This window comes from Vibrio sp. McD22-P3 (genome assembly GCF_021568915.1).
GTDB lineage: Bacteria > Pseudomonadota > Gammaproteobacteria > Enterobacterales > Vibrionaceae > Vibrio > Vibrio mediterranei.
This window is the reverse complement of the sequence record NZ_JAKGTN010000005.1, coordinates 227692-240403: the sequence shown is the minus strand read 5'-3', so window position 1 is coordinate 240403 and position 12712 is coordinate 227692. Positions and strand designations below refer to the sequence as shown.

Annotated in this window: 11 protein-coding genes; 10 read left to right on the top strand and 1 reads right to left on the bottom strand. The window is 46.4% G+C overall.

Annotated features, from left to right (window positions below):
* The first annotated feature begins 26 nt into the window (after window positions 1-26).
* From fucP to fucO, 6 genes are read left to right on the top strand one after another with little or no spacing between them, the layout of a single operon-like run.
* Window positions 27-1337 (top strand): L-fucose:H+ symporter permease, encoded by a 1311-nt coding sequence (fucP, locus tag L2W36_RS08130; protein WP_236109759.1) that lies wholly within the window; start codon window positions 27-29, stop codon window positions 1335-1337.
* Window positions 1338-1366: 29 nt separating this feature from the next.
* On the top strand, window positions 1367-3118 hold the full coding sequence (gene fucI / locus L2W36_RS08125) for an L-fucose isomerase (protein ID WP_062460847.1): 1752 nt from the start codon (window positions 1367-1369) through the stop codon (window positions 3116-3118).
* A gap of 38 nt (window positions 3119-3156) precedes the next feature.
* Window positions 3157-4605 (top strand): L-fuculokinase, encoded by a 1449-nt coding sequence (fucK, locus tag L2W36_RS08120; protein ID WP_107306773.1) that lies wholly within the window; start codon window positions 3157-3159, stop codon window positions 4603-4605.
* Entirely contained in the window at window positions 4598-5038 is a 441-nt protein-coding gene (fucU, locus tag L2W36_RS08115; RefSeq protein ID WP_236109758.1) for an L-fucose mutarotase, read from the top strand. Before fucK ends, fucU begins: the two co-directional genes overlap by 8 nt.
* Window positions 5039-5040: 2 nt before the next feature.
* On the top strand, window positions 5041-5688 hold the full coding sequence (gene fucA / locus L2W36_RS08110) for an L-fuculose-phosphate aldolase (protein WP_006071569.1): 648 nt from the start codon (window positions 5041-5043) through the stop codon (window positions 5686-5688).
* Window positions 5689-5727: 39 nt separating this feature from the next.
* Window positions 5728-6876 carry a lactaldehyde reductase gene (gene fucO / locus L2W36_RS08105; protein ID WP_006071570.1) on the top strand — a complete coding sequence of 383 codons (1149 nt, stop codon included), beginning with the start codon at window positions 5728-5730 and terminating at the stop codon, window positions 6874-6876.
* Between the two features lie 75 nt (window positions 6877-6951).
* Here fucO and L2W36_RS08100 read toward each other — a convergent pair whose 3' ends face one another.
* Entirely contained in the window at window positions 6952-7833 is an 882-nt protein-coding gene (locus L2W36_RS08100; RefSeq protein WP_031494634.1) for a LysR family transcriptional regulator, read from the bottom strand.
* Window positions 7834-7988: 155 nt separating this feature from the next.
* Here L2W36_RS08100 and L2W36_RS08095 point away from each other — a divergent pair, with 155 nt between their 5' ends.
* The 4 genes from L2W36_RS08095 to L2W36_RS08080 all read left to right on the top strand — a co-directional run bounded on the left by L2W36_RS08095 (window position 7989) and on the right by L2W36_RS08080 (window position 12699).
* On the top strand, window positions 7989-8387 hold the full coding sequence (locus tag L2W36_RS08095) for a RidA family protein (RefSeq protein WP_006071572.1): 399 nt from the start codon (window positions 7989-7991) through the stop codon (window positions 8385-8387).
* Window positions 8388-8465: 78 nt separating this feature from the next.
* Window positions 8466-9926: an aldehyde dehydrogenase family protein gene (locus tag L2W36_RS08090; RefSeq protein WP_236109757.1), complete on the top strand. Its 1461-nt coding sequence runs from the start codon at window positions 8466-8468 to the stop codon at window positions 9924-9926.
* Window positions 9927-10008: 82 nt separating this feature from the next.
* Complete coding sequence (locus L2W36_RS08085; RefSeq protein ID WP_006071574.1) at window positions 10009-10998, top strand: membrane dipeptidase; 990 nt, start codon at window positions 10009-10011, stop codon at window positions 10996-10998.
* A 132-nt stretch (window positions 10999-11130) separates the two neighbouring features.
* Window positions 11131-12699: a BCCT family transporter gene (locus L2W36_RS08080; RefSeq protein ID WP_423250089.1), complete on the top strand. Its 1569-nt coding sequence runs from the start codon at window positions 11131-11133 to the stop codon at window positions 12697-12699.
* Window positions 12700-12712: the final 13 nt, after the last annotated feature.

Here is a 12712-nt window from a genome sequence, read left to right as displayed (position 1 = left end):
GTACAGTATATCTAAAGGAAAAGAAAATGACCGACGTACTAATATCCACCACGGACCGTGGATCAAAGAAAGGAAACTCTGAAGTCATACCTAAGAGTATTTTAATACCGTTTATCTTGCTTACCTCATGTTTTGCTTTATGGGGACTGGCAAACAATATGACCGACGTATTGATCGCTCAATTTAGAAAGGTCTTTACATTAACCGATATGCAATCAGGATTGGTACAAACTGCCTTTTACGGAGCCTATTTTGTACTGGCTCTTCCTGCTGCTCTTTTTATTCAACGTTATAGTTATAAAGCGGGAGTGCTACTGGGACTAGGTCTATTCGCCTGTGGAGCCATCCTGTTCTACCCGGCAGCACAAGCAATGCAATACCTACCATTTTTAATGGCGCTGTTTGTGCTTGCGAGTGGTCTATCCATCCTTGAGACCAGTGCCAATCCTTACATTATCGCGATGGGACCGGAAGAGACGGCAACACGACGTTTAAACATTGCTCAAGCCTTTAACCCTGTGGGCTCTATTACTGGGGTAGTGATCGGTAAGGTGTATATCTTATCTCAATTGAATCCGGCAACGGATGTAGAACGCGCCGCTATGAGTTCAGCAGAGTTGTCTGCGATTCAAACATCTGAGCTGAACGCAGTAATGATGCCATATCTCATGGTGGCGGCGGTGATTGTCTTTGTTTGGTTAGCGATTGCGTTCACTAAGATGCCGGCAGCAAAAGACACGGTTGCTGAGAGCGACTTAGACATGTCTATCCGCGCCACATTTGGTCGCCTGATGCAGAAAAAACACTTTGTCAAAGGCGTGATCGGTCAGTTCTTTTATGTTGGTTGTCAGATTGGCTGTTGGTCGTGGACGATTCGTTATGTGATGACTCAAGTCGGCGGCACTGAAGCGGAAGCATCCACTTACCTGTTGGTATCAATCATTACTTTTAGTGTCTTTAGATTCGTATGCGTTGGTTTAATGAAGTACATCGCACCGGAGAAACTATTAGCAGCACTCGCATTGGTAGCCTCTGTTCTAGTGCTAATGCTGATGACTGTTGGTGGCGTGGTTGGTGCTTACGCTTTAGTTGGTATCTCAGCATGTATGTCATTGATGTTCCCAACCATCTTCGGTCTATCACTTCGTGACCTTGGCAGTGATTCAAAATTCGGAGGTAGCTGTCTGATTATGGCTATCTTAGGTGGCGCAGTACTCACCGCCATTATGGGACAGATTTCAGATTCGATGGGTATTCAAGCTGCCTTCATTATCCCTCTAATTGGCTTTGCATACCTTATCTACTTCGGCCTTAACGGCTACAAAATTAAGCAGTAATTCAATTTAACGGAAACGAGAACAAAATTATGACTACAACCCTAACAAGAATTGGTATTCGTCCAACCATTGATGGTCGCCAAATGGGCGTTCGCGAGTCTCTAGAAGTTCAAACTATGAATATGGCGAAGAACCTCGCTGCTTTCATTGAAGAAAACATTAAGCATGTATGTGGCACTGCGGTTGAATGTGTTATCGCTGACAGCACGATAGGCGGTGTTGCGGAAGCAGCGGCGTGTGCAGATAAGTTTCGTCGCGAGAATGTAGGGGTTTCAATTACTGTTACACCTTGCTGGTGCTATGGTACAGAAACTATTGATATGGACCCACATATGCCAAAAGCGATTTGGGGCTTTAATGGCACAGAACGCCCAGGAGCAGTGTACTTAGCCGCGGCCATGGCTGGACATTCTCAGCTTGGTTTACCCGCTTTTTCTATCTATGGGCAAGAGGTGCAAGACGCTGATGACACATCTATTCCTCAAGATGTTCAGGATAAGATTTTACGTTTCTGCCGTGCTGGCTTAACAGTAGCAGCCATCAAAGGCAAGTCATACCTGTCCATGGGCTCGGTCTCGATGGGTATTGCAGGTTCGGTGGTCGATCCAGATTTCTTCCAACGTTATTTGGGAATGAGAAATGAATATGTCGACATGACTGAAATTAAGCGACGCTTGGATCGTGAAGTCTACGATAAAGATGAGTTTGAGTTGGCATTAGCATGGACAAAAGAAAACTGTAAAGAAGGCAAAGACTATAACGGCGAAGCGTTGCTTGAAGAGCAAAAGCAGCAAGATTGGGAAACCGTCGTTAAGATGACGATGATCATGCGCGATCTCATGATAGGTAACCCTAAACTAGCGCAGTTAGGCTTTGGCGAAGAAGCAATGGGACACAACGCCGTAGTGGGCGGCTTCCAAGGTCAACGCCACTGGACTGATCATTTGCCAAACGGTGACTTTAGCGAAGCGATCCTTAACTCGTCTTTTGACTGGAATGGACTTCGTGAACCGTTTGCTCTAGCTACAGAGAACGACAGTTTGAACGGCGTAAACATGCTGTTTGGCAAGATGCTTACCGGTCAAGCTCAGGTTTTTTGCGATGTTCGAACCTATTGGTCTGATAGTGCGGTAGAACGAGTGAGTGGCTACAAGCCAGAATCTGGTTTCATTCATCTTGTTAACTCCGGTTCCGCTGCGTTAGACGGCAGCGGCGAAGCAAAAGATGAGCAAGGCAAACCTGTTATCAAGCCTCATTGGGATATGACGGTTGAAGATGCGCAACAATGCCTAGATGCTACTCAATGGCCACCTGCAATAAGTGAATACTTCCGTGGGGGCGGTTTCTCTTCGAACTTCCTAACACATGGTGACATGCCATTCACTATGCACAGAATCAATCTCATTAAGGGTGTTGGCCCTGTGTTACAAATTGCTGAAGGGCACTCCATCACGCTTCCTGAAAATGTTCACAATACGTTGAATGAGCGTACCAACCCAACATGGCCAACGACGTGGTTTGTTCCAAGACTCACTGGCACTGGTGCATTTAGAGACGTGTACTCGGTCATGGCTAATTGGGGTGCGAACCACTGCGTTATCACTCATGGTCATATCGGGGCGGATCTCATTACCTTAGCTTCCATGCTACGTATTCCGGTGTCTATGCATAACGTTGAGTCGAGCGAGATTTTCCGCCCGCATACTTGGAGCGCATTTGGTCAGGATGCGGAAGGTCAAGACTACCGAGCTTGTGCCAACTTTGGCCCTCTATATAAGTAACTAGGTAAGGCGGGGAAACCCGCCTATAGGATCGCGTTATGTCAGTAGTAATAGTTTTGGATTGTGGCGCTACCAATATTAGAGCCATTGCCGTCTCCGATAACGGACAAATACTCGCGTCGCACTACATCAAAAACAACACTCAGTTATCGGGTTCTGAAAACCAATACCATGTGTGGGATTTTGCAGAGATATGGAGCAAGCTGGTCAGGTGCTGCGCCGCGGTTACTAGCCAACTGAATGCAGAGCAGATAGTGGGGGTGACAGTAACAACGTTCGGGGTTGATGGTGCACCGTATTCGAAAAGCGCTCAACAAATATATCCAATTATTTCTTGGAAATGTCCGAGAACGGTACCTGTGATGTCGCAAGTAGAGACAGAGACCGACAGACTCGCCCTCTACCAAAGTAATGGGGTTGGCGACTACAGCTTCAATACGCTCTACAAGCTTCGTTGGCTTAAAGATAACGAGCCGAAGATCTATCAATCGATGGACAAGTTTGTGTTCATTTCCTCGATGCTAACTCACAAGTTAACCGGAGAACTGACCACAGATCGAACCATGGCTGGTACCTCAATGCTAACAAGTCTAGGTGATGGTAATTGGGATGATAAGACATTGTCATACCTAGATTTAAGTGCTGAGCACTTTCCGAACCTAATAGATGCCGGTTGTCAGGTTGGGTTGGTACTCGATGAGGTGGCTGAGCTGTTGGGATTACCAAAGTCGACTCCAGTCGTTTCTACCGGACATGATACTCAGTTTGCGTTAATTGGTTCTGGTGCTGAACAAGACCAAGCGTTTTTGAGTTCAGGTACATGGGAAATTCTCATGGCTCGTTCGTCGAAGCCCAAGGTGGATAGAGACTCTCTTGAAAAAGGATTAACAGTCGAATTGGATGCGGTTCAAGGGGTATACAACCCGGCTATCCAATGGTTGTCCAGTGCTGTTATTGAGTGGGTTGTTAACCACTTTTATCAAGCGGAAAAAGACAGCAGCGAACTTTATCAGATCATGATTTCAGAAGCTGAGTCCGCCGGCCCTGGGGCAGGGAATGTTCGCTTTAATCCAGATTTTTCTGTCGACGCTGGAGGGCAAGGTAACGGTGCCATTGAAGGTTTGTCTATTCACACCACGAGAGGACAAATTACCCGAGCTGTTTTTGAAGGATTAAGTCTGCAGTTCAAACGTAACTTTGATTACCTTGCAGAGCGTTGCCATTTAGGAATTTTACCCGTTATTGCCGTAGGTGGAGGGACAAAGAATACGCTCTGGAACCAATTGCGTGCCGATGCCATTCAAAAGCCACTATTAATCGTCGACCAAGCAGAGGCGACGGTAACTGGAGCTGCAATGGTGGCGTTTTACGGTGTTGGTCATTTTAACTCGTTATCTGAGGCTCAAAATGCCATGAAATCGCCGACAACGAGAGTCGAACCACGTAATCACGTAATGAGCACAGAGAAGGAGCCAGAATATGCTTAAAGGAATTCATCCGACGTTATCTCCGCAGTTAATTGCAACATTAGCAGGCATGGGACACGGAGACGAAATCTTACTTGCAGACGCACATTTTCCGGCTGCGAGCTTTAACTCCAACGTTATTAGGGCTGATGGTATTCGAGTTAGCACGCTACTAAGCGGCATCATCCCACTATTTGAATTGGACCAATATGTTCAGCAGCCCTTGGCGATGATGCAGGCTGTTGAAGGCGATACGTTAGATCCTTCGGTTGAGGATCGCTATCTAACCGCGATAAACACTAACAACATTGATGCAACCATGATTGAGCGTATCGAACGATTTGCTTTTTATGAACGCGTGAGAAGTTGCGCTGCCGTCGTCGTTACTGGCGAAACGGCAAAATACGGCAACATCATTCTTAAGAAAGGCGTAACAGAATTTAAGGAACTATAAGCATGAACAGACAACAACTTTCGCAACAAATCATCGACACTTGCCTTGAAATGACAAGACTTGGGTTGAACCAAGGCACTGCTGGAAATGTCAGTGTTCGTTTTGATAACGGTATGTTGATCACACCAACGGGCATCGCATACGACAAACTCACCCCCGATCATATTGTGTATGTCACTCATGATGGGTTCTTTGAGGAAGGCAAGTTACCGTCATCAGAGTGGCACTTCCATCTGACTTGTTATCAAACTCGTGAAGACGTTAACGCGGTAGTTCACAATCACGCCATTAATTGTGCGGCGGTATCCATTCTGAACAAACCAATCCCAGCGATTCATTATATGGTTGCTGCGTCGGGTGCGACAGAGATCCCTTGTGTCCCTTACGCTACTTTTGGCAGTCACGAACTAGCCGATTATGTCAAAGAAGGGATGGCAAACAGCAAAGCCATTTTGCTGCAACACCATGGACTTATTGCGGGTGAGGCTAATTTAGAAAAAGCACTGTGGCTAGCACATGAAGTCGAAGTATTGGCTGACCTCTATCTGAAAACAATGGCGATTACACCAGATGTCCCTGTGCTTGACGATGCTGAAATGCAAAAGGTCTTGGGCAAGTTCAAGTCATATGGACTGAGAGTTGAGCAGTAGTTACCAATAACCTAATTGAAGATGTAGAGGGAAATGACCATGGCTTTTTCTTTAAATTTACCCAAGTTGAGTTTAGCTGGGGCTGGCGCTATTAATGATGCGGTACAAGAGATCCAAGCTCAATCGATTAACACTGCGCTTATTGTGACAGATGCGAATCTGGTTAAACTGGGAATTCTTGATTCATTACTGGCTCAATTGGAGCAGCTCAGCATTGATTATGTGTTGTTCGATAAAGTGACACCAAACCCAACGGCTGCGCTAGTAAGAGAAGGGGTCGAGCTGTACCAAAAGGAACAGTGTGACTGTTTCATTGCTGTAGGTGGAGGTAGCCCTGTAGATTGTGCTAAAGCTATACGCATAGTGACCTCAAATGGCGGTGACATCTGTGATTATGAAGGTGTAGGCAAAGTGCGAGTTGTAGGTGACTACTTTGTCGCGGTTAATACGACAGCAGGGACAGCGGCAGAAATGACCTCTAATTCGGTTATTACTGACGAAGAACGGCAAGTAAAAATGGTGATTATCGATGCCAAACAGATCCCTGATTTGGCGGTTAATGACCCTGAGCTTATGTTGGGATTACCAAGCAGCGTAACCGCTAGCACGGGTATGGATGCGCTCACCCATGCCATTGAAGCTTATGTTACACCCGGTGCACATACACTAACTAAACCGACGGCTTTAGAAGCAATTCGCCTTATCAATAAATGGTTACCTGTTGCGGTAGATGATGGCCAGAATCTAGAGGCGCGTGAACAATTAGCTTGTGCTCAGTTTCTTGCAGGTATGGCGTTTAACAGCGCAGGTTTAGGTTTGGTTCATGCCATGGCTCATCAACCAGGTGCTACACATAACCTTCCTCATGGTGTTTGTAATGCTATCTTGTTACCGGAAGTGTGTGAGTTCAATGCTCAAACACGTCCGCAACCGTTTAGAGCGATTGCCGAAGCTATGGGTTCGAGTACTGCGGACTTAGATGATGAATCTGCGGCGAAAGCTGCGATAGCGAGAATTCGTCAGCTTTCACAGCGCGTGCAAATTCCAAATGGCTTAGCAGAGCTAGGCATTCAAGAAAGTGATTTTGCTCTTTGGTTAGATAAGACTCTGGCTGACCCATGTCTTGGAGGCAACCCTAGAGTTCCGACGCGAGAAGAAATCCTTAAGCTATTTGCTCAAGCTATGTAACGTAATGAAAAACCTAGCGCAATGCTAGGTTTTTCTGAACATCCTTTTGAATGTTGCGTAGGTGCTTGATGTCCGCTATTCGTCATAATTCAAATAAGTCACACATAAGTCATGGAATGCTTGTGCTTGAGGGGAAATCGTTCGCTCAGTAAGGCGAAATATCCCGATTTGCCTTTGTAAAGGTGGGTCGATCAGAGGAAGCCAGACTAATCGAGTTTCATTAGTGGGAAAGGCAAGTTTTGGCAGTGTGGTAATGCCAATACCAAGCTCCAATACAGAGAAAAGAGAGGTGATATTTTCGACGGAATACAAAGCCTGCTCGCTGAGAGCTCTGGCTGGTGTTGGGTCTAGGAGCTTACAAGTACCATTTCTGATAAACGGCTGTTGTAACAGAGTTTGCCATTCGATGCCTTCGTTTTGAGAAGCAATAGGGTTGTCTTTCAAACAGACGACACCAATAGGATCTGAGATAAGCGGCGTAAACTCGATAGCGCCATCCTCAAGGTGTGAGCTGTTACCTAGGGCCAAGTCGACTTCCCCTGACAATAGTCGTGCTTCGACACCAGCGGCGTTATCATCAATCAGACTTACCTCCACATTAGGAAATTGTTCGCAAAAAGCACCCAATACACTGGGAATCAGCTTAGCAGCGACAGAGGGGACACTGGCGATTCTGACTCGTCCCTGTTGTCCCGCGGCAGCGGCTCGTAAATCATTATCTAATGCACTATAGACGTTAAGGAACTGGATTACTTTGGGCAGACATATCTCGCCAAATGGTGTGAGTTTAGATTTGTTCCCGGATTCAAACAGCGCCTGACCTAAGTTCTTTTCAAGTTCTTTTATTGATGTGGATAATGCTGCTTGCGAGCGGTTGGCTCTATTTGAGGCCGCTCTGAATCCACCTTCTTCGACCACCATCACAAAATGCCGCAATTGTTGAAGTTTGATACTCATTAGACCACTTCCTTAAGCCCTTTTGTCACCGTATCTTTTGTAAGGTGATAGATTTTACTTATCAAATGTAAAAAATTTACCGTTAGATTTATCAAATATCAAGTAGCATTATTTAACCACTAAGAAACATAGTTGTTACAAATGGTGGATTGCTCGTGAATTTTCAAACCCAAAAGTCTCCAGTTAAAACTTCTCTATTTGCTTCAAAGGCGCCACTTGAATGGGCGATCGTCAACAATGGCACATTATATACCGCGCAGATCCCTATCGATGATACTGGAGCTGTTGTTGATGGTGGCATTGAAGCACAAACCCGTCAGACATTTAGCAACCTTTCTCACACACTGGAATGTGCAGGTTCATCTCTAGATTCAGTTCTGCAAGTGTTGATCTACGTGACAGACCGAGAGTACCTCAAAACCGTCAACGAAGTTTATGCAGAGTATTTTGAAGCACCTTATCCAAATCGCGCAGCTATGGTCGTGGCGGGGTTAGCGAGAGAAGAAATGCTGGTGGAGTTTGTTGTGTACGCAGCCGCGCCGCAACCAGAGTAACAACAGTTTACTAATCAACTAAGCAGAATATTGGCGGCTAGATCTCATCTAGCGAGCTACAGAACAAGGAAAGCACAAATGACTCAACAACTTACTATTCCAACTGAAAATGCCTTGTACATCGCAGGGGAGTGGCAGTCTGGTGTGAGCACCATCGCCAACATTAACCCATCAGATATTTCTGAAAATCTAGGTCACTTTGCTCAAGCAAGCCAAGTGCAGGTTCAGCAAGCCATATCCGCAGCTAAACATGCACAGCCAGAGTGGGAAAAAACGCCTATTGAACGCAAGCAAGCGGTACTTCAAGCAATTGGAGACGAACTGATAGCACGCTGCGATGAACTTGGTACCTTGCTTTCTCGCGAGGAGGGCAAGCCATTTTTAGAAGGTCGTGGTGAAATCTATCGAGCTGGTCAATTCTTCCAATACTTCGCGGCTGAGGTGTTACGTCAGATAGGTGACAGTGCTGATTCAGTGCGTCCGGGCGTTTCGGTGGAAGTGACTCGTGAAGCCGTTGGTGTGATTGCGATTATTTCCCCTTGGAACTTCCCAACAGCAACGGCGGCTTGGAAGATTGCACCTGCATTGGCTTTTGGTAACAGCGTCATTTGGAAACCTGCGAATCTTACTCCAGCGAGTGCAGTGGCTTTAACGGAAATTATCCATCGTCAAGGCATACCTGCTGGCACGTTTAACTTGGTGTTAGGTAGTGGTTCTGAAGTGGGTAACACTTTGATCAATTCAACAGATGTGAACGGCGTCAGCTTCACGGGTTCTGTTGAAACGGGACGTAAAGTGGCAGCCGCAACCGCCCCGAATTTTGTTCGTTGCCAGTTGGAAATGGGTAGCAAAAATGCTCTGGTCATTGCCGATGATGCTGATATTCAGATTGCAGTAGAGGCGACGATTGCTGGATCTTTCTCTGGCGCAGGCCAAAAGTGTACCGCGTCTTCTCGTCTTGTGGTGATGGATGGCATTCATGACCAATATGTTGAAGCACTCATTAAGCGCATGAGCGAACTAAAAGTAGGCCACGCACTTGAAGAAGGCATCTTTATGGGACCTGTCGTCGATGGCAACCAGTTAGAGGCAAACTTTGGGTGGATTGAAAAAGCTCGTCAAAGTGGAGCAGAGCTAGCATTTGGCGGAGAACGTCTGAATCTTGCGCATGAGGGTTACTACATGTCACCAACACTGTTCTTGAACACTAAGAATGAGTGGGAATTGAACCAAGAAGAGGTGTTTGCGCCTATGGCGAGCGTTATTCGAGTTGCCGACCTTGACGAAGCAATCGCAACAGCGAACGACACACGATTTGGATTAACGGGTGGCATCATCACACAAAGCCTGCGAAACAGTGCCATCTTCAAACAACAGATCCAAACCGGTTGTGCCATGGTGAACTTGCCAACAGCAGGCACAGATTACCACGTACCGTTTGGTGGTCGTAAAGAGTCTAGCTTTGGTCCTCGTGAGCAAGGTCAATATGCAAAAGAGTTCTATACCGTAGTAAAAACAGCGTACCAACGCCCTTACTAATTATTACACGACGCCGAGAGAGTGACGTTGTGACGTCACTCATTTTGAACACCAATTCAATGAGTACAGCAAGAGGTGGGGTATGTACCAGCAAGGGATTGTCATAGACGGATTGCAATACTGCAATTGGGACAGAGAGTATTTTCAAACGCTCAAAGCCAGCGGCATTACCGCTGTTCACGTTACTATCGCTTATCACGAGAATGCACGTGAGACACTGACTCGATTTGCCGAATGGAACCTTCGTTTCGAGCAAAACGACGACCTCATTATGCCGGTTTATTCCATGGCAGATGTCGAGCTTGCAAAGGCATCGGGCAAGGTTGGCATTTTTATGGGGGCGCAGAACTGTTCTCCGATTGATGACGAAATTGGCTTAATTGAAGTCATGCGCCGTCAAGGGCTGCTCATCATGCAACTGACCTACAACAACCAAAGCCTATTAGCGACAGGGTGTTACGAAAAGCACGACACAGGCATCACCCGTTTTGGTAAGCAAGTCATCGAAGAGATGAACCGTGTCGGCATGATCATCGATATGTCACACAGCGCCGAACGTTCAACGCTGGAGGCGATAGACCTTTCTGCTCGTCCAATTTGTATCAGTCATGCCAATCCAACGTTCGCTCATGATGCACTGCGAAACAAGTCGAACACGGTGATCAAATCCCTTACCGAGCGTGGCGGCCTGATTGGATTTAGCCTTTATCCATTTCATCTTCCCAATGGCAGTGAGTGTTCATTAGAGGATTTCTGCCAAATGGTGGAGAAAACTGCGGATATTGCAGGTATCGACCACATTGGTATCGGTAGCGACCTTTGCCTGAATCAACCTCAACAAGTTTTGGAGTGGATGCGCAACGGACGCTGGTCAAAAACCATGGATTATGGCGAAGGCTCGGCTGCTAACTCAGGTTGGCCTGATGCTCTTCCTTGGTTCAGCGGCAGCAAAGGAATGGAAAACATCTACAACGGATTAGTCCGTCATGGCTTTAGTGAAGTCGAGGCGGGGAAAATTATGGGTGTTAATTGGTTTGACTTCTTACAACAAGGATTGGAGCCAAATCTATAGCGTACACCCGAACATGGAAGAGCTCGCCAATACAAAAACAATAGGTGAGCGTTAAACACAACATAGGTTGCTTTCCCCAAGGCGAGCAACACAAACTTCTGGAGTCAGAGTATGTCTGATCTAACCAATAGCATGAACACAGCACCACCGTCTTCTGCAAGCGCGGAGATAGAACATCAAAGTAAACTCTCTTCATCGGATAAGTTGGGGTTGAGTAACCCTGCATTTTGGTACAGTGGCGGCTTTATCGCTCTGTTTGTTGCACTTGCGCTTTATGATGGCGAGCTGCTTTCTTCTCTAGTCAATGCTGGTTTTAGCTGGTCAGTAAAAGTTTTTGGTCCTTACTGGCAAATATTACTACTACTCACTTTTCTTATTGGTCTTGGTCTCGCAGCAGGGCGAACAGGCAAAGTGATTTTGGGCGGTAACGTGAAACCAGAGCTAGACTCATTTCGCTGGATGGCTATTCTATTCTGTACCTTACTGGCAGGGGGCGGTGTATTTTGGGCAGCAGCTGAGCCTATTGCGCACTATGTGAGTCCTCCTCCTCTGTACGGTCCCCAAGACAGCGTTATGCAAACAGCGATTAATGCTTTATCGCAGTCATTTATGCACTGGAGCTTCTTGTCATGGGCAATTGTAGGTAGCTTAACCTCTATTGTTATGATGCATTTGCACTATGACAAAGGCTTACCTTTAAAACCTCGAACCTTACTGTATCCAGTGTTGGGAGAGCGTGCGTTGAAAGGTCATACCGGTGCTCTGATTGACGCATGTTGTATTGTAGCAGTCGCTGCAGGAACCATCGGACCTATTGGTTTTCTGGGGCTGCAAGTGAGCTATGCATTGAACGCACTGTTTGATATTCCAGATGGCTTTACCACTCAGCTGATCATTATTCTGTTCGCGATAGTGCTATACACGCTATCAGCACTCAGCGGCCTTAATCGCGGAATGCAGATGTTGAGCCGTTATAACGTCATCTTAGCTATTGCGCTGATGGTTTATATCCTACTGTTTGGTCCAACTAACTTTATCTTCAATGGCTATATCCAGGGTATGGGTACCATGTTGGATAACTTTATTCCAATGGCGACATATCGAGGCGATGAAGGGTGGCTGAGCTGGTGGACGGTATTCTTCTGGGGCTGGTTCTTAGGTTATGGACCACTAATGGCGATTTTTATTGCTCGTATCTCACGTGGTCGAAGCATTCGCCAAATCATTTCTATTATTAGTATTGCGGCGCCATTCGCGACTTGTTTCTGGTTCACCATCGTTGGTGGGACTGGACTTGCGTTCGAGATTGCCGACCCTGGTAGTGTTAGTAAAGCATTCGAAGGGTTTAACCTTCCGGGAGCGTTACTCGCAGTAACACAGCAGCTACCTATGCCAATGCTAGTTTCCATTTTGTTCTTAGTGCTTACCACCATATTCATCGTCACCACGGGAGATTCGATGACTTACACCATCAGTGTTGTCATCAGTGGTGAAACGGAGCCAAATGCCATCGTCCGTACCTTTTGGGGAGTAATGATGGGGGTGACGGCAATCATCTTAATATCACTGGGATCGGGCGGTATTTCGGCACTGCAGTCCTTTATCGTGATAACCGCGGTACCAGTATCCTTAGTACTGTTGCCCTCACTATGGAATGCTCCGCAAATCGCGATGAAACTGGCAAAAGAACAAGGCTTATAAACACAACAATAGT

Excerpts from the sequence above, each read along its gene's own strand:
- fucP (WP_236109759.1), top strand. The coding sequence starts at position 27 with ATGACCGACGTACTAATATCCACCACGGACCGTGGATCAAAGAAAGGA.
- fucI (WP_062460847.1), top strand. The coding sequence starts at position 1,367 with ATGACTACAACCCTAACAAGAATTGGTATTCGTCCAACCATTGATGGT.
- fucK (WP_107306773.1), top strand. The coding sequence starts at position 3,157 with ATGTCAGTAGTAATAGTTTTGGATTGTGGCGCTACCAATATTAGAGCC.
- fucU (WP_236109758.1), top strand. The coding sequence starts at position 4,598 with ATGCTTAAAGGAATTCATCCGACGTTATCTCCGCAGTTAATTGCAACA.
- fucA (WP_006071569.1), top strand. The coding sequence starts at position 5,041 with ATGAACAGACAACAACTTTCGCAACAAATCATCGACACTTGCCTTGAA.
- fucO (WP_006071570.1), top strand. The coding sequence starts at position 5,728 with ATGGCTTTTTCTTTAAATTTACCCAAGTTGAGTTTAGCTGGGGCTGGC.
- L2W36_RS08100 (WP_031494634.1), bottom strand. The coding sequence starts at position 7,833 with ATGAGTATCAAACTTCAACAATTGCGGCATTTTGTGATGGTGGTCGAA.
- L2W36_RS08090 (WP_236109757.1), top strand. The coding sequence starts at position 8,466 with ATGACTCAACAACTTACTATTCCAACTGAAAATGCCTTGTACATCGCA.
- L2W36_RS08085 (WP_006071574.1), top strand. The coding sequence starts at position 10,009 with ATGTACCAGCAAGGGATTGTCATAGACGGATTGCAATACTGCAATTGG.
- L2W36_RS08080 (WP_423250089.1), top strand. The coding sequence starts at position 11,131 with ATGAACACAGCACCACCGTCTTCTGCAAGCGCGGAGATAGAACATCAA.